At 71.2% G+C, this 18975-nt stretch carries 21 protein-coding genes; 8 read left to right on the top strand and 13 right to left on the bottom strand.

Going from position 1 to position 18975, the window contains the following annotated elements; genetic code table 11:
- The first annotated feature begins 115 nt into the window (after window positions 1-115).
- On the top strand, window positions 116-223 hold the full coding sequence (locus tag ACFXGI_RS23730; RefSeq protein ID WP_384709988.1) for a putative leader peptide: 108 nt from the start codon (window positions 116-118) through the stop codon (window positions 221-223).
- 53 nt (window positions 224-276) lie between these two features.
- A complete protein-coding gene (locus tag ACFXGI_RS23725; protein ID WP_384709985.1) occupies window positions 277-1584 on the top strand; it encodes a dicarboxylate/amino acid:cation symporter in 1308 nt (435 codons plus the stop codon).
- Between the two features lie 54 nt (window positions 1585-1638).
- Here the strand turns inward: ACFXGI_RS23725 and ACFXGI_RS23720 are convergent, their stop codons facing one another.
- The 6 genes from ACFXGI_RS23720 to ACFXGI_RS23695 all read right to left on the bottom strand — a co-directional run bounded on the left by ACFXGI_RS23720 (window position 1639) and on the right by ACFXGI_RS23695 (window position 5137).
- Entirely contained in the window at window positions 1639-1959 is a 321-nt protein-coding gene (locus tag ACFXGI_RS23720) for a hypothetical protein (protein WP_384709982.1), read from the bottom strand.
- Complete coding sequence (locus tag ACFXGI_RS23715; protein WP_384709979.1) at window positions 1956-3350, bottom strand: hypothetical protein; 1395 nt, start codon at window positions 3348-3350, stop codon at window positions 1956-1958. Before ACFXGI_RS23715 ends, ACFXGI_RS23720 begins: the two co-directional genes overlap by 4 nt.
- Window positions 3347-3793 (bottom strand): hypothetical protein, encoded by a 447-nt coding sequence (locus tag ACFXGI_RS23710; protein ID WP_384709977.1) that lies wholly within the window; start codon window positions 3791-3793, stop codon window positions 3347-3349. Before ACFXGI_RS23710 ends, ACFXGI_RS23715 begins: the two co-directional genes overlap by 4 nt.
- A 116-nt stretch (window positions 3794-3909) precedes the next feature.
- Window positions 3910-4068 carry a hypothetical protein gene (locus ACFXGI_RS23705; RefSeq protein ID WP_384709974.1) on the bottom strand — a complete coding sequence of 53 codons (159 nt, stop codon included), beginning with the start codon at window positions 4066-4068 and terminating at the stop codon, window positions 3910-3912.
- Window positions 4069-4088: 20 nt separating this feature from the next.
- On the bottom strand, window positions 4089-4280 hold the full coding sequence (locus ACFXGI_RS23700) for a DUF397 domain-containing protein (protein WP_384709972.1): 192 nt from the start codon (window positions 4278-4280) through the stop codon (window positions 4089-4091).
- Complete coding sequence (locus ACFXGI_RS23695; RefSeq protein WP_384709970.1) at window positions 4277-5137, bottom strand: helix-turn-helix domain-containing protein; 861 nt, start codon at window positions 5135-5137, stop codon at window positions 4277-4279. Before ACFXGI_RS23695 ends, ACFXGI_RS23700 begins: the two co-directional genes overlap by 4 nt.
- A gap of 225 nt (window positions 5138-5362) precedes the next feature.
- Between ACFXGI_RS23695 and ACFXGI_RS23690 the strand changes: the two genes are divergently transcribed.
- From ACFXGI_RS23690 to ACFXGI_RS23680, 3 genes are all read left to right on the top strand, one after another.
- Window positions 5363-5722 carry an ATP-binding protein gene (locus ACFXGI_RS23690; protein WP_384710014.1) on the top strand — a complete coding sequence of 120 codons (360 nt, stop codon included), beginning with the start codon at window positions 5363-5365 and terminating at the stop codon, window positions 5720-5722.
- Window positions 5723-5731: 9 nt separating this feature from the next.
- Window positions 5732-6223, top strand: a complete 492-nt coding sequence (locus ACFXGI_RS23685; RefSeq protein WP_384709967.1) for a hypothetical protein — start codon at window positions 5732-5734, stop codon at window positions 6221-6223.
- 321 nt (window positions 6224-6544) lie between these two features.
- Window positions 6545-7378 carry a helix-turn-helix domain-containing protein gene (locus ACFXGI_RS23680; protein ID WP_384709964.1) on the top strand — a complete coding sequence of 278 codons (834 nt, stop codon included), beginning with the start codon at window positions 6545-6547 and terminating at the stop codon, window positions 7376-7378.
- Here ACFXGI_RS23680 and ACFXGI_RS23675 read toward each other — a convergent pair.
- The 5 genes from ACFXGI_RS23675 to ACFXGI_RS23655 all read right to left on the bottom strand — a co-directional run bounded on the left by ACFXGI_RS23675 (window position 7375) and on the right by ACFXGI_RS23655 (window position 13245).
- On the bottom strand, window positions 7375-7764 hold the full coding sequence (locus ACFXGI_RS23675; RefSeq protein ID WP_384709961.1) for a hypothetical protein: 390 nt from the start codon (window positions 7762-7764) through the stop codon (window positions 7375-7377). The two genes, ACFXGI_RS23680 and ACFXGI_RS23675, sit on opposite strands and share 4 nt — an antisense overlap.
- A gap of 139 nt (window positions 7765-7903) precedes the next feature.
- Window positions 7904-8896 carry a helix-turn-helix domain-containing protein gene (locus ACFXGI_RS23670; protein ID WP_384709959.1) on the bottom strand — a complete coding sequence of 331 codons (993 nt, stop codon included), beginning with the start codon at window positions 8894-8896 and terminating at the stop codon, window positions 7904-7906.
- 209 nt (window positions 8897-9105) lie between these two features.
- Entirely contained in the window at window positions 9106-10146 is a 1041-nt protein-coding gene (locus ACFXGI_RS23665; protein ID WP_384709956.1) for a hypothetical protein, read from the bottom strand.
- A 185-nt stretch (window positions 10147-10331) separates the two neighbouring features.
- Window positions 10332-11549: a serine hydrolase domain-containing protein gene (locus tag ACFXGI_RS23660; RefSeq protein WP_384709953.1), complete on the bottom strand. Its 1218-nt coding sequence runs from the start codon at window positions 11547-11549 to the stop codon at window positions 10332-10334.
- Between the two features lie 76 nt (window positions 11550-11625).
- Window positions 11626-13245: an ABC-F family ATP-binding cassette domain-containing protein gene (locus ACFXGI_RS23655; RefSeq protein ID WP_384709950.1), complete on the bottom strand. Its 1620-nt coding sequence runs from the start codon at window positions 13243-13245 to the stop codon at window positions 11626-11628.
- Window positions 13246-13424: 179 nt separating this feature from the next.
- Here ACFXGI_RS23655 and ACFXGI_RS23650 point away from each other — a divergent pair, with 179 nt between their 5' ends.
- Window positions 13425-15281, top strand: coding sequence for an AMP-dependent synthetase/ligase (locus ACFXGI_RS23650; RefSeq protein WP_384710011.1), 1857 nt, complete (start codon window positions 13425-13427; stop codon window positions 15279-15281).
- Between the two features lie 46 nt (window positions 15282-15327).
- On the opposite strand, the gene ACFXGI_RS23645 is transcribed toward ACFXGI_RS23650, so the two are convergent.
- Window positions 15328-15753: a heme-binding protein gene (locus ACFXGI_RS23645; RefSeq protein WP_384709947.1), complete on the bottom strand. Its 426-nt coding sequence runs from the start codon at window positions 15751-15753 to the stop codon at window positions 15328-15330.
- Between the two features lie 124 nt (window positions 15754-15877).
- Between ACFXGI_RS23645 and ACFXGI_RS23640 the strand changes: the two genes are divergently transcribed.
- Entirely contained in the window at window positions 15878-16309 is a 432-nt protein-coding gene (locus ACFXGI_RS23640) for a MarR family winged helix-turn-helix transcriptional regulator (RefSeq protein WP_384709944.1), read from the top strand.
- Between the two features lie 43 nt (window positions 16310-16352).
- Here the strand turns inward: ACFXGI_RS23640 and ACFXGI_RS23635 are convergent, their stop codons facing one another.
- Complete coding sequence (locus ACFXGI_RS23635; RefSeq protein ID WP_384709941.1) at window positions 16353-17501, bottom strand: lipase family protein; 1149 nt, start codon at window positions 17499-17501, stop codon at window positions 16353-16355.
- A gap of 235 nt (window positions 17502-17736) precedes the next feature.
- On the opposite strand from ACFXGI_RS23635, the gene ACFXGI_RS23630 reads away from it, so the two are divergent.
- A complete protein-coding gene (locus tag ACFXGI_RS23630; RefSeq protein WP_384709938.1) occupies window positions 17737-18939 on the top strand; it encodes a calcium-binding protein in 1203 nt (400 codons plus the stop codon).
- The last annotated feature ends 36 nt before the right edge of the window (window positions 18940-18975 follow it).

Genomic DNA, 18975 nt, shown 5'->3' with positions numbered 1-18975 from the left:
GCACACGGGACTCTCCCCGTGTGCTGGGGCGGTTCGGCGTTTCCGGGGGCGCCGCTCCCTCTGACTCAAAGTGCACCTTTGAGATTCTCAAAGGGAAAGTGTTAGCGTGTTAAACATGTTGGCCACAGTTGCGCACGAAATGACCGCGAGCGTCCCGCTCGTGGCGCGCCTGCACGTCGACCTCTGCCGCCGCGCGTCCGCGGCCTGTTGTGGCTGTCGCTGAGCCCACGCCGTTCTTCTTCTCTTCCCCCCTTCTTTGCGCATCACCCCCGGAGTGTGTCCGTGTCCGCGACCCCTCAGGCCCCCGCCAAGGCCTCTTTCAAGTTCCCGTTCTGGGCCCAGATCGTCACCGGTCTCGTGCTCGGCGTCCTGTTCGGCTGGCTGGCCCGCAGCCAGGACGTGAGCTGGCTCGCCAAGACCCTCGAGCAGGTCGGTGACATATTCGTCCAGCTGCTGAAGCTGGCCGTCGCCCCGCTCGTCTTCTTCGCGATCCTGGTGTCGATCACCAACCTGCGGAAGGTGAACAACGCCGCCCGCCTCGCCTCGCGCACGCTGCTCTGGTTCATGATCACCTCGCTGATCGCCGTCGGCATCGGCCTCGCGATCGGCCTGCTGACCAACCCGGGCGCCGGCACCGGCCTCACCCCGCAGGACGGCAAGCTGCCCAAGCGCACGGGCTCCTGGCTCGACTTCCTGACCGGCATCGTGCCGACGGACGTCATCACGCCGTTCACCGAGCTGAACGTGCTCCAGATCGTCTTCATGGCCGCCGTCGCCGGCATCGCCGCCCTCCAGCTCGGCGACAAGGCCCAGCCGCTGCTCACCGTCGCCGAGTCGGTCCTGGAACTCCTCCAGAAGGCCCTGTGGTGGGTCATCCGCCTCGCCCCCATCGGCACCGTCGGCCTGATCGGCACCGCGATCGCCTCGTACGGCTGGGAGCTCATCGGCAAGTACGCGACCTTCACCGCGGACGTGTACGTCGGCTCCGCGCTCGTGATGTTCGGCGTCTACCCGCTGCTCCTCGCCACGGTCGCCAAGGTCAACCCGATCCAGTTCTTCAAGGGCGCCTGGCCCGCGATCCAGCTGGCCTTCGTCTCCCGCTCCTCGGTCGGCACGATGCCGGTCACCCAGAAGGTCACCGAGCGCCTCGGCGTCCCGAAGGAGTACGCCTCCTTCGCCGTCCCGTTCGGCGCGACGACGAAGATGGACGGCTGCGCCGCCATCTACCCGGCGCTCGCCGCGATCTTCATCGCGCAGATCTTCGACGTGCAGCTGACGATCACCGACTACCTGCTGATCGCCTTCGTCTCGGTCGTCGGCTCGGCCGCCACGGCCGGCCTGACGGGCGCCACGGTCATGCTGACCCTGACCCTCTCCACCCTGGGCCTGCCCCTGGAGGGCGTCGGCCTGCTGATGGCGATCGACCCGATCCTCGACATGATGCGCACCGCCACCAACGTCGCCGGCCAGGCCCTGGTCCCGGTCGTGGTCGCGGCCCGCGAGGGAATCCTGGACAAGAAGGCCTACGAAACGGCCTCGTCCTCCCCGCTGGACGAGCGCGCCCCGGTACCGGTGGCGGCCTGACCGTCCCACCCACCCACGGCCCCCGCCCCCACCCGGGCGGGGGCCGCGGTGCGTTCAGCCCAGGGTCTCGGCGCGGATGAAGGCCGTCAGGCCGAGGACCAGCGGCGGGGCCAGCCACCAGAGGCCCATCGTGCGGCGGACGGTCGGGATGACGGTGATGAGCAGGCCCAGCACGCTCAGGGACATCGCGATCAGGCACATCGCGCCGACCCCCGCGTAGCCCTGGTCGTCCCACTCGCCCTGCGGGCCTGCGTACAGGGCCGCGAACACGGCGAGGGCGTTCAGGAGGTGGATCAGTCCGAGCGGGACGCCCAGCACCCACTGGAGGCAGCCCCGGTCCTCGGGCAGGTCGATGCTCTCGCGCCCGTACGTCATTGCATCGCCTTCTTCACGTTGCCGAGGTTGTCCCGGAAATCATCGCCGTAGTCCTGGGCCTTCTTCGACTCCCAGTAAGGGCCGCCGTTGTACCGGGCGGCGATCTCCTGCATCTGCGCCTCGGTCAGCTGGTCCGCCGGTATGTTCGCGTACCCCGTCTCCTCCTTGATCTGCGCCAGGAACCCCGCCGCGATGAACGCGTTCTGCTTCGGGTCCTGGAGCGCGGACTTCACCACGTTGCGCTGCTGGTCCGTCAGGTTCTCCGGGTCGTAGCCCAGCACCTCCGCCCCGCGCCGCAGCTGCACCGCGATCGGTCCGAAGGAGGTCTCGTCCGGCTTGCCGCCCGCCCGGTCCGGCAGGTTCTCGGCCGTGACCGGGCTCAGCCCCCACGGGGCGTCGGCGGCCTGGCGGAAGAAGTCCACGCCGTCGTCGAAGATCCCCGGCTGGCCGCCGACCTCCTTCCACGCGATGCCGGCCACCATCTCCTCCGGCAGCCCCGCCCGCTGGGCCGCCGCCCGCAGGATCTCCTTGTTGTTGCGGATCCACTCCGCCCGCCCCTCGTCCGACTGCGGAGGGTCCCAGTAGTTGTCGTCCGCCTCCGGCAGCCCCGCCACCCGCATCCGGATGTCCCGCAGCTCGGGCGAGACCGGCTCGCTCCCCACCGACCCCGTCATGTCCTTCTTCGGTCCGCTGCCCGGCAGGTGCGTCAGGGGGTTCGTGCGGGCCTCCGCCGCCTCGCGCCGGATGTCGGCCATCGCCGCGTACACGTCGACCCCGCCCGCGCCGGCGCCCTTCACCTTGAACTCCGGCAGCAGCTCGAACGCCTGCTTCAGCGCGTGCACGCACACGCTCCGCGCCTCCGCCTCGGCCGTCTTGGCCAGGTGGAAACTGCCGCCCGCGTCGTCGTGCAGCCGGTTCGCCTCGTCCCGGATGTCGTCCACGTCCATCGTCAGCTCGGCGAAGAAGTCCATGACTCCGGTGGTGGCCCGCATGTCCTCCCACTGGCACATCGGCTCCGCCTCCTGCGCGGTGCGCGTGACCGCGGTGCCCTTCGTACCGATCAGCGCCGCGAGCGCCCGCTCCGAGCGCTTGCCGTTCCCGTAGTGCGACTTGGCGGTCGTCAGGGCCGCCGCGTACGCGTGCAGGGCGCTCGCCGCCTTGTCGTACCCCTCGGCCATGTGCAGCACGAGCTGGCGCGCCTCCGAGAGCCGGTCGGTGTACGTGTGGCTGCCGTCGCTCTGCCACTGCGTACCGGTCTCGGCCCGCCGCGCGGGCTCCTCGACCTGGACGAGGAGGTCCCGCAGCCGCTTGAACTCGGCTGCGTTGCGCTCGACCAGCGCCGGATTGCACTCCTCCAGGAACTGGACGTCCTTGCGGTGGCTCAGGCTCACTTCGACTCCGGCTTCACGTACTGGCCCCCGTCGAGGATGCCGTCGAGGAAGCTGCGGGCGGTGCCGTCGTCCACCTGCGCGAAGCTGGTGCCGGTGGTCTTGAGCTTGGTGGCCAGGGCGGCGAACAGGTTGATCGTGTCCTTGAACTGGTCGTCGGCGAAACGGGCGAAGCGCAGCGCCTCCGCCGAGACGTCGGCGTGGGCGCGCGGGGCGCGCGCCATGGTGCTCGCGTCCCCGTCCGGCCGCCCCTCGTGGAGGAGCGCGGCGATCTCGATCAGCAGGTTGGCGTTGCCGTTGATGGACTGCGCCCCGGCGACGAGACTCCCGGCCGGACTCCCCGGCACGCCCGCGTCGGCGGGTATGTGGTTGAGGCGCATGGCGGGCGACGGCTGCTGCGCGAGGGCGGCGGCCTTGTGCTGGGCCCATTCCGCGTCGAACGACATGTGTCCCCTGGGTAGTTGATAACCGGACATGACCAGATTCGACTGATCATGTTCATGAGAGACGTGGAGGAGGATCATACGGTTCCAGGCCTGCGGTCATGGTCGGCCGCCGTTGATCAACTGACCTTGTGCGGGGGCACGGTGACGGTCCCCTCGGCGGCCACCTCGGGCGTCGTCGCCCGGGCCTTCGGCGCGTTCATCAGGGGTGACTGGAACCTGGAGTCGACCACGCCGAACGGCGGGGGCGGGCACAGCGAATCGGTGCACGTCTGCACCCGTGCCCGAACCGTCGCGGTCAGCTGCCGGAGGTGTGAGCCACGAACCCGGCCCACGCGCCGGGCCCGACCGTCAGGTGGGCGCGCTGGACGTCCTTGGAGTCCCGGACCAGGACGGCACCGGGGGTGTTGGCCACCTCGACACAGTCGTTGATGTCGCCGCTGTCGCTGTAGCTGCTCTTGAACCACTCCAGCTCGGACTCGTGGATCATGTCTCTCCCAGCACTTGCTCGATGAATGCGACGGACTCCCGTGGCGTGAGAGCCTGGGACCGGATCATGGCATGGCATTGCTCAAGGATCCTGACCTGCCTCGGATCCGAGACGGGACGGCCGTTGAACGCGCCTTCGGAGCGCCCTACCGCCGACCCGTCCGCGAATTTCAGCACTTGGATCAACCCACCCATTCCGGCGTGCTCTTCAAGATGGGTGGGCATGACCTGGATCGTCACGTGCCGCAGCTCGGCAACCGTCAGCAGGCGTTCGAGCTGCCCACGCATCACCATTGTCCCCCCGATGCGGCGCCGCAGGGTCACCTCTTCCTGGACGAAGCACAGAGCGGGCGCGGGGCTGCGTTCGAAGATCGACCGCCGTGCCATCCGTGCCGCCAGACCGCGTTCCACCTCTTCCATCGTCTGCGGAGGTTGCCACATCTCGAACAGGGCGCGTGCGTAGTCGTCCGTCTGCAACAGGCCATGGATGTTGTGGTTGCCGTACGCGGACAGTTCAACCGCCCGGCCTTCCAGCTTCACGAGGTCCCGAACTTTCTTCGGGTAGCGGACCTGCTCCAGGTCGGCCTTCATGGCTGCGATCTTGCCTCCAGCCCCCAGCACCTCATCGGCGCGGTCCAGGTACTCGGGGCGGGGGATCCGCTTCCCGGCCTCGACCTTGCGGACCTGGTCCTCCCCGTACTGGATGGCCGCCCCGAAATCGGCGGCCCGCATGCCGGCCGACTCCCGCCACGCCTTGAGCTGGCGGCCCAGCGCGGCCACCACCGCCACGCCCTGTTCGTCCTCCGGGTCGACGTCCCAGCCGGGCTCTTCCGTACCGTCACTGCTGTCCACGCTCATTGCGCGCCCACCTCCGACGAGCCGATGTCCTCAGCGCCCCGTACCCGCCACCCCGGTCCGGACAGCCGTGACAGCACTGGACAAGCGCCGGACAAACGCGGGACGTACAGGCGATGTTGCTTCCCACGGTACGCACGCACGGCCACGCTCAGTGACGTGATTCCTCAACTCGTCGACTTCCACGTCCAGCTGTCCGCAACCCCGCGCGGAGCCCGGCTCGGGCGCATGCTCGCCATCGAACAACTCCGCTCCTGGGGCCTGCCCTTGGAAGTGCCGGGGCAGATCATCGCCGAGCTCTCCACCAACGCGATCACCCACGGGCGCGTCCCCGGGCGGGACTTCAAACTGGCCCTCACCGTCACTCGCGAGACGCTGCTGATCGAGGTGACGGACACCCGGGGTGACCGCATCCCCGAGATCCGCGACACGGGCCGCGGCCTTGTCCTGGTCGAAGCGCTGGCCGACCGTTGGGGCGTAAGGGAAGGGCCGGTCCCGTCCAAGGTGGTGTGGGCGGAGCTGTCGCTCACCCGCAGTCTCCCGAGGCGGTCCGATATTCCGTTGGGCGAGCCGGCGGGCGGCTGCTAAGAACGCGGAGTGACTGTGATCGTTTGTGCTGCTTGCGGGTTCGCCCTCACCGGACCGCTGACCGAGCTGCCGGCATTGCCCGCCCGCCCCGGTGACCGGTGCCTGCCCAAGGCCGACGGATCGCACCGTGCCACCGCGACCGTGCCGCTCGGCTTCTACGCTCTGGACCCCGAGCCCTGGGGTGCACCTCTCGTGCCCTGTGACGAGCCCCGCCCGGTCTTCGGCGGCGGCCCTTGCGTCGGGGACCCGCACGACGTCGAAGGCTTCCTGGTATCCGCCGGCACGCGCAACACGGTGGTCCTGCACCCCGACGACGCCCGCGGCCTCCAGGAAGACACCGACTACGACAGACACGCCAGCGGATGCTGCGGTCTCCCCGGGCAGGCGGGCATGAACCGCAAGTGCCCCTGCGGTACGCACGTCGGCACACTCGCCAACGACTGCATCACCGCGTACGAACTGCACCTGGAACCCGCCCGGGTGCGCTTGACCACGGACTGACCTTCGCGTCCCATTCGCTCCAGCGCCGTTCGGAGGGCGGGCGGTTTATCGAGGTCATGGACACCCGGGGCGACCGCATCCCGGAGGTCCGCGATCCGGCGGGCTCAGACGCAAAAGAACCAAAGAACCGGGGGAAAGAACCAACCGACCCAACCCCACCCGCCCGCGTCGCTCGGTCGAGTGAACCGTGCCAACTCAGCTGGATTTCGAGCCGGTTGGCGGGCATATGCTCGCCCCGACAACCGCAGACATGAGACGGCCCCCGACGGGACGGCAATCCCGGCCGAGGGCCTGACCAACAAGGAAGCAAGCACCTTCCCAATGGCTCTTGAGCACCCTAGCGCGCCCACGCGCACCTCGCCGGAACTTCACCCGCGGACCCCCCGATCCGGTGTCATCCACGTCAACACGCCACACGCGAGTCACTTCACCGTGGTCGGCAACCACCTCCTCCAGCACCGCGGGCTGTCGGCGACGGCGATCGGTGTCGCGGCGTACATCCAGTCGCTCCCGGAAGGCGCCCCGGTCGGCATCAGGGCCCTGGTGGCCCGCTTCCCGGAGGGCGAGATGCGCATGAGCTCCGCCCTCCGCGAGCTGGAACGCCACGGCTACCTGGAGCGGCGGCGCGAGCGGCTGGAGACCGGGCGGGTGGTGACCCGGACGTACTCGTACAACAAGCCGCTGACCAGCCCGGACGAGCCTCCGCCGCCGCCCCCGGAACGTGAGCCCGTACCCGGCCCGGAACCCGAGCCGCAGCGGGTCGCCGACCCCCTGCCCGCGCCGCAACCCGTACACCCCGGTGCGGCTGCTCTGCTCGCCGGCCTCCGCCGCCACGACCCCCGGCTGCTGCTGGCCGAACGCGACGTGCAGCGCCTCGCCCCCGGTGTCTCGGCCTGGCTGGAGCGGGGCGCGGACCCCGAGGCGGTCGCCCTGGCCCTGACCGCGAACCTCCCGGAACTCCTGCGCAGCCCCGCCTCCGTACTCGCGTACCGCCTCAAGGCGCTGCTCCCGCCCCACCTGCCGGCGGCCCCGTCCGCCAGGCCGATCAGACGCCCGGATCCCTTCCAGACCTGCGACGGCTGCGACCGGGCCTTCCGTGCCCCCGACCCCGGCCGCTGCCGCGACTGCCCGCCGCCGACCGCCGTGGCGGCTTAGCCGAGCTTGGTCGTGTAGTCGGAGTAGAACGTCTTGCCCGAGGTGTGGTCGATGACCTTGGCCCGGCAGGTGCCGCGGGCGCCGACGGCGAAGACGTAGCTTCGGGTCTGGTTCGGGCTCATCCAGAACGCGCCCTGGTCGCCGTAGGTGTAGCCGTTCTGGCATTCGAGGTTGAAGTCGACGTAGTGGGCCTGGCCGTCGTCCCACGGCCGGATCCACTCGGCGTCGTAGCCGTTGCCCACGGTGCGGACGCAGGAGTTGCCCTCGTTCCAGAAGCGGCACTTCCACGATCCCGCGGCCTCGGCGGAGGAGGCGAAGGCGATCGTGCCGGTGACGACGGTGAGGGCGGCGGCAGCCAGTGTGCCGATGCGCTTGGCGACGTTCATGTGATCCCCCTGTGTGGATGTTCGATGTGGCATGCCGGAACGGACGCGGGCAGCGTCAACCGGCCCCGTACGGTCGGTTCCAGACCGTCCCGTTGCGCCGAATCGTTCCTGGCGACACCGAGATTAGGCAGGACGCCGATCACCGCGATGTGCATCCGGCGCAGGATTCCTTGATGCTCAACGCGCGGAATTCGGTGGGGCTGATTCCGTACGCCTCGCGGAAGGAACGGCTGAAGACGGCAGGGCTGCTGAAGCCCCGGCGCGCCGCGATCGCGTACACGGGGTGCGCCAGGAGGTCACGGCGGGCGAGGTCGGCACGGCACCGTTCCAGGCGGCGCCTGCGGATCCGGGCGTGGACGCTCTCCCCCCGTCCCTGGAAGAGCTGGTGGAGCGTGCGCACCGACATGCTGTGATGGGCGGCGATCGCGGTCGGAGTCAGTTCGGTATCGCCGAGGTTGTGTTCGATGAACGCGTGGATCCGCTGGAGCAGGGCGTGCGTGCGGACCTCGGCGGGGAGGTGCTCCTCGGCGTCCAGGTGCTGGGCGAGAGAGGCCGCGGCGAGGTCGACGGCGACCGTGCCGAGATGGGCCAGTTGCCCCGGCCGGCAGTGCCCGCCGTGGTCCACGAGGGAGGACAGGAAGGAGCCGAGTATCGCGGCCATGCCGGATCCGCCCGGTATGCGCTGGGCGAGCAGGCGGTCGAGGCGTCGGCTGCTCATCGGCAATGCGCTCCGGGGGAGCTGGAGGATCACCAGCTCCCCGGGGCCGCCACCGGTGGGGGTGACCGCGTCCGAAGGCCGTGAGGTGTCCCAGAACACGAGGTCGCCGGCTTCGGCGCTGCACTCGTTGCCGTGCTGGGACATCAGCATGGCGCCCTTGCTCACCATGGCCAGCTGGTACTGCTCCGGGTCACCGCGCCGGATCAGTGCGGGGGTGCGTCGCGAGCGCAGGGGTGCGTACGCGAGCCGCGAGACGCTGAACTCCCCCAGGGGCAGCACGGCCGCTTCGGCCGTGAAGTCGGCGGGCCGCTCGCTCTTGAGCGAGGTGGGCATCACCGCGCGCGACACCATGTCGGAGAACCAGTCGAACCGCTCCCCGGCGGGTAGTTCGTCCGAAGAAACCAGTGACCACATTCCTTGCTCCCCCCGTTGGGTGCACATCGCCGGGGCCGGGACGCGGCAACGGCTCGTCTGCCGATCAGGTGTCGCATGGTGCCCCGACCCCGTGGATCTTGACGCCGCGCGTGGCGGAGCCGGTTCCGCCCCCTGAGGCACGCCGGAGGGGAGTGCCGTCGAGTCTCGCGCGCCGACTGCTCATACGATCCGTTTGACGGGCCCGGGCGCTAGTCCTCCCCGTTTTCGAGGCGGGCCGTGAGGAGGTTGGGGTCCCGCACGGCGGAGAAGTAGGAGGCACTCGTCACGTAGACGGTCTTCTCCTGCTTCTCCTGCTTCCCCTGCTTCTCGGTCGTCTCCGTCTTCTCCTTGTCGTCCTGCTTCTCGAACACCGCCACGGCGGTCGGGCTGGACAGGCCTTCCGGCGCGGTGAGGACGATGGAGTGGGTGCCGTTCGGGCGGACGAGGGCGACTTCGTTCACCGTGATCAGCGCGGCGAGGGCCGTGTCGTCCTGTCCGGTGAAGGCGAAGTCGTCGATCCCGGCGAGTCCGGTCGCCCTGGTCTCGATCGTGCCGGCGACGCCGTCGCGGCGTACGGGGATGCGCAGCAGGGTCTGGCGGTCGGTGTTGGACACCCAGACGGCGCCGTTGTGGACCTTGATGCCGTTGGCGCCGGCGGGGAAGCGGCCGATCTCGGAGAGCGGCTGGAGCGCGGCCCCCGCGGCCCAGATCGTGGCCGTTCCGCCCTTCAGCGGGACGCGCCAGACCAGTCCGCGTGCCGTGTCGGCCACGTAGAACACGCCGAGCTTCTCGTCGAGGGCGAGGCCGTTGGGGAGCGAGTCCGTCGGAAGCTGTGCGATCTGGACGGGCGTGCCGCCGTGCGGCCCGATGCGCCAGATGCCGGTCTCGCTCGTGCCGGTGGCGTAGTTGACGTACAGGGTGCCGTCCTTGGCGCGCACGATCCCCGTCACCACGGCCGAGCGGTAGATGGGGGTGAGCGGGTTCGGGACCTCGGGCAGGACCGAGAGGAGCCGGGTGGACCCGTGCTCGTCGACGCGGACGACCTGCCGGGCGAAGGCCAGGGTCACGTTCGCGGAGCCGTCGGGTTCGAGGGCGATGTTCTCCGGGTTCTCACCGGCGGAGTGGCTGAAGTGCGCGACGGTGCGCGGATCGGACAGGGTCGGCTCGCCGGCCGATGCGGCGGTGGGGACGAGCAGGGTGAAGGCGGCGGCGATCGTGGCGGTGGTGGCCAGGCGTGAGAGTCGGAACATGGGCCTCTCCTTGGGTGGCGCTGGGTGCCGGGGAACGCGACACAAGGGAGAGCTGATGCTGCGTCAGTGTGAAGGGGTGGCAGCCACGGCCGGAGGATCGCCTGCTTGGTGGACGACTTGGGGCCGGTTGGCACTGGGGCCGGAGGCCTGATGTCAGAGGCCCGGTACCCCGGGCCCCGGCCGGCTCAGCCGAGGGTGAGCGGGTGGTCGGGCGCGAGTTCCTTCGCGATCCGTTCGGCCACCGTGGAGGCCGAGTTGCCCTCGGGGGAGGAGGGGCCCTTGGTCACGGAGACCGCGATGGACAGGTCCTGCGCCGGAAGGTAGGCCGAGACGGCCGCGTAGCCGGAGAAGGAAGGATTCGTCGCGATCCAGTCGCGCAGGACCAGGACGCCGAAGCCGAAGTGGAGGGCCTCGGTGTTCTTCCGGCAGTACGGGGCCGGGCACTCCTTGGTCGGGGTGCCGAGGCCGACCGTGCCGGGGTTCAGCTGGGTGCGGAAGGCTTCCTTCGACAGCAGGGCTCCCGTGCCGATGCCGCGGGCGGAGGTGGCCAGGTCGCAGATGTCCCCGGTGAGGACCGCGCCGGGGGCGGTCGTCCACGAAGGGTTCCAGTAGCTCGACTCCTCGTACTTACCGCGCTCCGAGGTGAAGGCGTGCAGGGCCGGGACCGGGATCTCGGGGGTCGCGGAGTTCCTCGTCTCGCGCAGGCCGAGCGGGCCGATCACGAGGTCCTGGAGCACCTGGTCGAGCGGCTTGCCGGTGATCTTCGCGAGGGCGGCGCCGAGCAGCTGGAAGTTCTCGTGGGAGTAGCTGAAGCTCGTGCCCGGCTCGTACCAGAGCGGGTGGCGGCTGGTGATGGCCAGGGTTTGCGCCGGGGTCCACGCGCGGAACGGCTTGGCCTCGATCTCCTTGAGGAACACCGGGTCGGTGACGTAGTCGTGGATGCCCGAGGTGGAACTGCCCAGCATGCGCAGCGTGATCTCGTCGGCGTGGGGGACGTCCGGCAGCCACTTCGAGATGAGGTCGTCGAGGCCGACCTGCCCCTCGTCGACGAGGGTGAGCAGTGCGGTGGCCATGTAGACGATGCCGACCGAGCCGGTGCGCAAGTGCATGGAGGGGTCGGCGGGGACTCCGGTCATCGAATTGCCGAGCGCTCCGGTGACGAGGTCCTGCTTGCCCGAGGTCACGCGCAGAATGACCGAGTTGAGCCCGAACTCCCTTTGTGCCGCACGGGCGATGTCGAGGACGCGGGCCGCCTGTCCCGAGGCCGTGGCCGGGTCCGGGGAGCTGACACACTTGCGCGCGGGTTCCGCGACGGCCGCGGCCGGGGCGGTCCCCGCCCCGAGCGGCAGGACCGCGGCGACCAGAGCGGCAGCGCAGACGCACGCCGTCCGAGTACGCGTCACGCCCCTCAGTATGGGACCGCCCCGCGCATCCTGCGCGGCGGCGAGCCGCTCGGCGGGCCCGCCGGCAGTTCGCCGCTCAGCGCGCCCGCTGGACGCGGCGTTCGTCCCAGACCGGCTCCGCGGTCTCCCTGACGACCCCGTCCGAGCCGAAGACCAGGTAGCGGTCGAAGGAGCGGGCGAACCAGCGGTCGTGCGTCACCGCCAGCACCGTGCCCTCGTACGCCGCCAGCCCCTCCTGCAGTGCCTCCGCGGACTCCAGGTCGAGGTTGTCCGTCGGCTCGTCGAGGAGCAGCGCCGTGGTGCCGGCCAGCTCCAGCAGCAGGATCTGGAAACGCGCCTGCTGGCCGCCCGACAGCTTGTCGAAGGGCTGGTCGCCCTGGCGCTCCAGCTCGTACCGGCGCAGCGCCGACATCGCCCCGCCGCGGTCCTTGGCGTGCTCCGTCCACAGGATGTCGACCAGGGTGCGCCCCATCAGCTCGGGGTGCGCGTGCGTCTGTGCGAAGTGGCCGGGAGCGACCCGGGCGCCCAGCTTCCACGTGCCGGTGTGGGCGACGGCATCGCCCGCCAGCAGCCGCAGGAAGTGGGACTTGCCCGAGCCGTTCGAGCCGAGGACCGCCACCCGCTCCCCGTAGAAGACCTCCAGGGAGAACGGCTTCATCAGGCCCGTGAGCTCCAGGTCCTCGCAGACCACCGCCCGTACGCCCGTCCTGCCGCCCTGCAGCCGCATCCGGATGTCCTGCTTGCGCGGCGGCTCCGGCGGCGGGCCGATCTCCTCGAACTTGCGCAGCCGGGTCTTGGCGGCCTGGTAGCGCGAGGCCATCTCGTCACTGCGCGCCGCGTACTGCTGCATGTCCTGCACGAGCCGCTTCAGCTGCGCGCGCTTCTCGTCCCAGCGCCGGCGCAGCTCGTCGAAGCGCGCGAACCGCTCCTCCCGCGCCTCGGGGAAGGTCGCGAAGCCGCCGCCGTGCACCCACACGTCGGATCCGGCCGGGCCGGGCTCCACCGCGACGATCCGCTGCGCGGCCCGGGCCAGCAGTTCCCGGTCGTGGGAGATGAACAGGACCGTCTTGCGGGTCTCCCGCAGCCGCTCCTCCAGCCACCGCTTTCCCGGCACGTCGAGGTAGTTGTCCGGCTCGTCCAGCAGCAGCACCTCGTCCGGCCCGCGCAGCAGCGCCTCCAGTACGAGCCGCTTCTGCTCGCCGCCGGACAGCGTGCGCACCTCGCGGAACTGCGCCCGGTCGTACGGCACGCCGAGGGCCGCCGTCGTGCACATGTCCCAGACGGTCTCGGCCTCGTACCCGCGGGCCTCGGACCAATCGCTCAGCGCCTGCGCGTACTTCAGCTGTGCGGCCTCGTCGTCCACCGTCATGATCAGGTGCTCGGCCGCGTCCACGGCCGCCGCGGCGGCCCGGATCCGCGGCTGCGACACCGATACCAGCAGGTCGCGGACCGTGCGCTCGTCCCGTACCGAGCCGACGAACTGGTGCATGACGCCGACGCCGCCGCTGGAGGTGACGGTTCCGCCGTGCGGGCGCAGCTCGCCCGAGATCAGCCGGAGCAGCGTCGTCTTGCCCGCGCCGTTGGCGCCGACGAGAGCCGCCACCGAACCTTCACCGACTCTGAACGAGGCATCGCCGAGCAGCACGCGCCCATCGGGCAGGTAGTACTCCAGGTGCGAGGCTTCCAGATGTCCCATGCTCCGCAACCCTGCCCGCCGTACGGCGGGGGCACAACGCGTTTTCGGCGTGCGCGGCGGGAGCGGTGCGGGGGGTGTGGAGGAGTGGGGTGGGTTCGTCCACGGGGTGCGCGGGGGCTGGTCAGGTGGGTTACCCGTAGGTAAATTACCGGCGGTAACTCCGGAGTCTAGTCGAGGAGATCGCCGTGGAAGCCGTACCCCATCTGGTACCGCCCGTGTTGACCGTCGTCGACGGGGTGGTGCGGGAGGCGGAGGTGCCCGCGCTGGTCGGGGTGCCGGGGAGCGGATCGCTCGGGGACATCCCCTTCCGGAACGCCCGGGAGGCCCCCGGTGAGGCGGTGCTCGCCCGCAAGGAGCGGGACGGCAGCTGGCGCGACGTCACCGCCGCCGAGTTCGCGGCCGAGGTGACGGCCGTCGCCAAGGGCCTGATCGCGGAGGGGCTGCGCGAGGGGGACCGGCTCGCGATCATGGCCAGGACCACGTACGAGTGGACCCTGCTGGACTTCGCGGGGTGGGCCGCCGGGCTGGTCACCGTACCGATCTACCCGACCTCGTCCGCGCTGCAGGCCCGCTGGATCATCCAGGACTCCGGGGCCGTGGCCTGCGCCGTCGAGGACACCGCGCAGGCCCGCATCATCAGCGCCGAGCGGGCCAACCTGCCCTGGCTGGCGCACCTGTGGGAGTTCGACACGGGCGCGATCGCGCGGCTGGTCAAGGCCGGCGAGGACCTGCCCGACGCCGTCGTGCACGCGCGCCGGTCCGTCCGTACGCCGGACTCCGTGGCCACGCTCATCTACACGTCCGGTACGACGGGACAGCCCAAGGGCTGCGTGATCACGCACGCCAACTTCTTCGCCGAGGCCGACAACGCGGTCGAACTCCTGCATCCCGTCTTCAAGTCCGCGACCACGGACGCGGCCTCGACGCTGCTCTTCCTGCCGCTCTCGCACGTGTTCGGGCGGATGGTGGCCGTCGGGTGCATGCGCGCGCGGGTCAAGCTCGGGCACGCGCCGAGCATCAAGACCGAGGAACTGCTCGCCGACCTCGCCGGGTTCCGGCCGACGTTCCTGCTGGCCATCCCGTACGTACTGGAGAAGGTCTACAACACCGCGCGCGCGACCGCCGAACGGATGGGCCGGGCCTCGTCGTTCGACCGCGCCGCGCGGATCGCGCAGCGGTACGGGGAGATCGCCGAGGGCCGTACCCCGGGGGTGAGCCTGAGGGCGGCGCGGGCGCTGTACGACCCGCTCGTCTACCGGCGGATCCGGGCGGCGCTGGGCGGGCGCGTCCGGTACGTCCTGAGCGGGGGCTCGCCGCTGGGGCGCCGGCTCGCGGCGTTCTACACGGGCGCCGGGATCGACGTCTTCGAGGGGTACGGGCTCACGGAGACCACCGGCGCCAGCACCGTGACCCCGCCGCTGAAACCGCGGCTCGGGACGGTGGGGTGGCCGCTGCCGGGCACCGCGGTGCGGATCGCGGAGGACGGGGAGGTGCTGCTGCGGGGGCGGCACGTGTTCGCGGGGTACTGGAACTCGGGGGAGGCGGTCGGGGGCTGGTTCCCGACGGGGGACATCGGGGAGCTGGACGCCGAGGGCTACCTGACCATCACCGGCCGGAAGAAGGACCTGATCATCACCTCCGGCGGCAAGAACGTGGCCCCGGCCCCGCTGGAGGACTGGCTGCGGGCCCACCCGCTGGTCGGCCAGTGCATGGTGATCGGCGACAGCCGGCCCTACATCACGGCGCTGATCACGCTGGAGCCGGAGGGGCTGGCGCACTGGCGGCAGATGCACAAGAAGACGGGCGTGCCGATGCGGGAGCTCGTACGGGACGAGGACCTGCGGGCGGACCTGCAGCGCGCGGTGGACGAGGCGAACCGGCTGGTCTCGCGGGCGGAGTCGATACGCCGCTTCGCGGTGCTGCCGGTGGAGTTCACGGAGGCGGGGGGCCACCTGACCCCGTCCCTGAAGCTGAAGCGCACCAGGATCGCCCGCGAATTCGAGCGCGAGATACACGACCTGTACCGCAGGTCGTGACCCCGGGGCGGGGGATGGGGGCGGGCCCCCGCCCCCGCCGGCGCGGCTATGCCGGGATCGCGGCGAGGCCGGCCTCGGCGATCTTGACGTCGTCCGACCAGTGGCCCCCCGAGACGCCGATACCGCCGACCAGCTGGCCGTCGACGACGATCGGCAGGCCGCCGCCGAAGGTGACCAGGCGGTCGATGCCGGTGCGGGCGCCCTGCGCCAGCTGCGCGTCGTTCTCCACGAACTCGTGCCAGTCGGTGGTGCTCAGGCCGAAGGCGGCGGCCGTGTAGGCCTTGTCCTGGGCGACCTGGATCGTCATCAGGCCCGAGCCGTCCATCCGCGCGAAGGCGCTGAGGTGGCCGGACTCGTCGACCACCGCGACGGCGTACCGCACCTCCGTCTCCCGTGCCGCGGCGAGGGCGGCGTCGACGACGGCACGTGCGAGGTCGTTGCCGAGGGCGGGGCGGGTACGGGCTGCGGTCATGGCGGGCTCCTTGCGGAAGGATGGCTGGTTGTTCGTACGCATGCAGCTAACAGCATGCTGATGGCTCTACGCAAGCTGCCTGCCATCTCGGCGTGAACTGGTGGCCGTCTCCTACACTCGGCGCATGCACTACTCCGAGCGGCTGCTGATGCACATCAAGCAGGCCGAGCGCATCACGCAGGCCGCCAAGGAGGCCGCGGTGCGCGAGGCCGGGATCACCGCTGCTCAGCAGGCGGCCCTCGCCGTGCTCAGCGACAACCCCGGCATCAACGCCGCCGAGCTCGCCCGCAAGCTCTCGGTGACTCCGCAGACGATGAACAGCCTGCTCGGCCGGCTGGAGGCCCGCGGCCTGGTCGCCCGTACCCCGCACCCGATACACGGCACTCTCATCGAGATCCGGATGACCGAGCGCGGCGCCGAGGTCTTCGCCCAGGCCGACGCGCTGGTCGCGAAGCTCGACGCCCGCCTCGCCGAAGGCCTCTCCCCGGACGAGGTGGCAGCCGTACGCGACCTCCTCGCCCGCATCGTCCGAAACGCCGAGGCCCCGGGCCGCTAGGCCCTGTCGTCGAAGTCCCGTCCGGCCGGCGGGGCGGCCGGCGTCAGCAGTCGGTGTGCGTCGGGCGGCCCGCGAAGCGGTCGGCGAGCCAGTTGCCTGCCGTCAGGGAGTGGGTGATCACGCCGCTGACGTGCTCGCCGACCAGGATGGTCCGCCACTCCACGTCGGCGCCCTTCGCGCACCACTCCGAGCGCAGCTGCCGCCCGACCGCGTACGGGATGAGCTCGTCGCCGAGCGCGTGGTACTGGTACACCGGCGCGGCCGGGGCCGTCCGCCCCAGCCGGCTCTGGTTCAACCGGGCCTGCCAGTCCGGCTGTTCGAGCGGGTTGCGGGTCGTCAGGTCGGAGATCCGCTTGAAGGAGCCCGCGATGGCGTCGATGGCCACGCACTTCTCCTTCATCCCGGCGACCAGCGCCTTGCCCGCCGGGTTGAGGTACGAGTCGAGCCGCAGCTCCGGGAAGGCCGCGTCCTGCCCGGCCGCCGCCATGAAGACGAGCCCCGACCCGTACGAGCCGTCGTTGAAGTCGGCCACCTTCAGCAGGTCGGCCGGGACCCCGCCCGTCGCCGTGCCCTTCACCTTCAGCTCGGGGGCGTACGAACCCTGCAGCTCGGCGGCCCAGCTGCTGGCCTGGCCGCCCTGGGAGTACCCCATGATCCCGACCGGGGTGTCGGCCGACAGCCCCGCTTCGGGGAGACGGGTGGCCGCCCGGGCGGCATCGAGCACGGCCCGCCCGGCCGACGGGCCCACCGTGTACGTGTGCACCCCCGGCGTGCCGAGCCCCTCGTAGTCGGTGACGACCACGGCCCAGCCGCGCAGGGTGAGCTGCTGGATGAGGTTGGCCTCCACGGCGGTGCCGTACGGCAGGTTGTTGCTCGGCGCGCAGGAGTCCCCCATGCCGACGGTGCCGACGGCGTACGTGACGAGCGGCCGCGGGCCGGTCCGGCCGTCCTGGGGGACGATCACGGTGCCGGAGACGGTGTCGGGGACACCGTCGGCGGTGGTGGACCGGTAGTGGATCTTCCACGCCCTGGTGCCGGTCGGCTGCCCGGGCAGCGGGTGGAAGGCGGACGGCGAGACACCGACGATGTCCCCGGCCCGGCCCTCCGCTGCGGACGCGGCGACGGGGGACGCGACGGGGGCGGCCAGCGCGGCCGCGATCGCGGCCACGGCTGCGGGGGTTCGAACACGCATGGGCGGCTCTCCCAACGGAACGTTTCGTGCGGGGAAGTGGGTGAGGAGAACGTAGTGACCGACCGGTCGGAACGTCGCTGACCGCACAGCTCACCTTTCCTGACCCGTCCTCGCACCCCGGGCCCGCCACCCGTAGGAGGGACAAGACGCGGCAGCCGGGCCAGTGCCCGCTTGCGGGGCGGGGGTGGGTGGGAGGGGTTGCGGTGCCGCTGCCGACCATCTTCGGAGGACCCGCATGGCTCGCCCCGTCATCACGGCCGGAGTCGTCACCGCCGCGCTGTTCGCCCTCGGGATGCCGGTCGCCGGAGCCGCCGCCGCGCCCGTGACCTGTTTCGGCGTCCCGGCCACCATCACCGGAAGCGGCACCCTCACCGGCACGCCCGGCGACGACGTCATCGTCGGCTCCGCGGGAGCCGACACCGTCAACGGGCTCGGCGGCAACGACCGCATCTGCGGGCTCGGCGGCGACGACCAGCTCGTCGGGGGCCTGGGCAACGACCGGCTCGACGGCGGCTCCGGCGGCGACGTCCTCCGCGGTGACACGGCCGTCGCCGCCGGCAACGCCACCGGAGGCGGCAACGACGAACTGCGCGGGGGCGACGGCGACGACGACATGGTCGGCGACTCGTTCACCGCGAGCGGCAACGCCACGGGCGGCGGCAACGACCTCCTGGACGGCGGTCCGGGCGCCGACTTCATGGTCGGCGACTCCGAGAGCGACGACGCCGGGACCGCCGCCGGCGGCGGCAACGACCGCATGTTCGGCGGCGACGGCGACGACGAGCACATGACCGGCGACAGCGTCGCCCTCGGAGGCGACGCCACGGGCGGCGGCAACGACCTTCTGGACGGCGGCAACGGCGACGACGGCCTGGTCGGCGACTCCGCGGCCCCCTTCCAGGGGACGGGAACCGGAGCCGGCAACGACATCCTGCGGGGCGGCGCCGGAACGGGCGACAGCATCCTCGGCGACAGCGAGGGCATCACCGCGGCCGTCGGCAGCGGCGGCAACGACCTGCTGGACCTGGGAGCCGACGGCGGCGTCTTCGCCGTGGGCGACCACAACATCGGCGACCCGGCCGGCGGACGGGCCAGGGGCGCGGGCAACGACCGGATCATCGGCGGGGCCGCGGCCGAGATCCTCATCGGCGACAGCTCGGTCGGCGACGCCTCCGTCACCACGGCCGGAAATGACACGATCGACGGCGGGGGCGGCGACGACACCCTCTTCGGCGACAACTCCAACTTCGACGGGGACGCGACCGCCGGCACCGCGGGCGGCCGGGACCAGCTCCGCGGCCAGGCCGGCGACGACTCGATCTTCGCCGGCCCGGCCGACGACTTCCTCGACGGCGGGGCGGACACCGACTTCTGCGACGGCCAGGGCGGCACCGCCGACGTCGCCGTCCGCTGCGAGACGACCGTCAACATCCCCTAGGGGCTGTCCGCGAAGTCCCGCCTGCCCCGCCCTCCG

The sequence above is a fragment of the Streptomyces sp. NPDC059355 genome, from assembly GCF_042752335.1.
Classification (GTDB): Bacteria; Actinomycetota; Actinomycetes; order Streptomycetales; family Streptomycetaceae; genus Streptomyces.
Note: the sequence above shows the minus strand (reverse complement) of the source record. Positions and strands in the feature narration are given on the sequence as shown.

What these genes read in the sequence shown, in the direction of transcription:
- ACFXGI_RS23630 (WP_384709938.1), top strand. Translation starts at nt 17,737, where the DNA reads ATGGCTCGCCCCGTCATCACGGCCGGAGTCGTCACCGCCGCGCTGTTC.
- ACFXGI_RS23695 (WP_384709970.1), bottom strand. Translation starts at nt 5,137, where the DNA reads ATGAGCGTGGACAGCAGTGACGGTACGGAAGAGCCCGGCTGGGACGTC.
- ACFXGI_RS23730 (WP_384709988.1), top strand. Translation starts at nt 116, where the DNA reads ATGTTGGCCACAGTTGCGCACGAAATGACCGCGAGCGTCCCGCTCGTG.
- ACFXGI_RS23675 (WP_384709961.1), bottom strand. Translation starts at nt 7,764, where the DNA reads ATGAACGTCGCCAAGCGCATCGGCACACTGGCTGCCGCCGCCCTCACC.
- ACFXGI_RS23690 (WP_384710014.1), top strand. Translation starts at nt 5,363, where the DNA reads ATGCTCGCCATCGAACAACTCCGCTCCTGGGGCCTGCCCTTGGAAGTG.
- ACFXGI_RS23710 (WP_384709977.1), bottom strand. Translation starts at nt 3,793, where the DNA reads ATGTCGTTCGACGCGGAATGGGCCCAGCACAAGGCCGCCGCCCTCGCG.
- ACFXGI_RS23635 (WP_384709941.1), bottom strand. Translation starts at nt 17,501, where the DNA reads ATGCGTGTTCGAACCCCCGCAGCCGTGGCCGCGATCGCGGCCGCGCTG.
- ACFXGI_RS23665 (WP_384709956.1), bottom strand. Translation starts at nt 10,146, where the DNA reads ATGTTCCGACTCTCACGCCTGGCCACCACCGCCACGATCGCCGCCGCC.
- ACFXGI_RS23640 (WP_384709944.1), top strand. Translation starts at nt 15,878, where the DNA reads ATGCACTACTCCGAGCGGCTGCTGATGCACATCAAGCAGGCCGAGCGC.
- ACFXGI_RS23700 (WP_384709972.1), bottom strand. Translation starts at nt 4,280, where the DNA reads ATGATCCACGAGTCCGAGCTGGAGTGGTTCAAGAGCAGCTACAGCGAC.
- ACFXGI_RS23670 (WP_384709959.1), bottom strand. Translation starts at nt 8,896, where the DNA reads ATGTGGTCACTGGTTTCTTCGGACGAACTACCCGCCGGGGAGCGGTTC.
- ACFXGI_RS23720 (WP_384709982.1), bottom strand. Translation starts at nt 1,959, where the DNA reads ATGACGTACGGGCGCGAGAGCATCGACCTGCCCGAGGACCGGGGCTGC.
- ACFXGI_RS23655 (WP_384709950.1), bottom strand. Translation starts at nt 13,245, where the DNA reads ATGGGACATCTGGAAGCCTCGCACCTGGAGTACTACCTGCCCGATGGG.
- ACFXGI_RS23645 (WP_384709947.1), bottom strand. Translation starts at nt 15,753, where the DNA reads ATGACCGCAGCCCGTACCCGCCCCGCCCTCGGCAACGACCTCGCACGT.
- ACFXGI_RS23680 (WP_384709964.1), top strand. Translation starts at nt 6,545, where the DNA reads ATGGCTCTTGAGCACCCTAGCGCGCCCACGCGCACCTCGCCGGAACTT.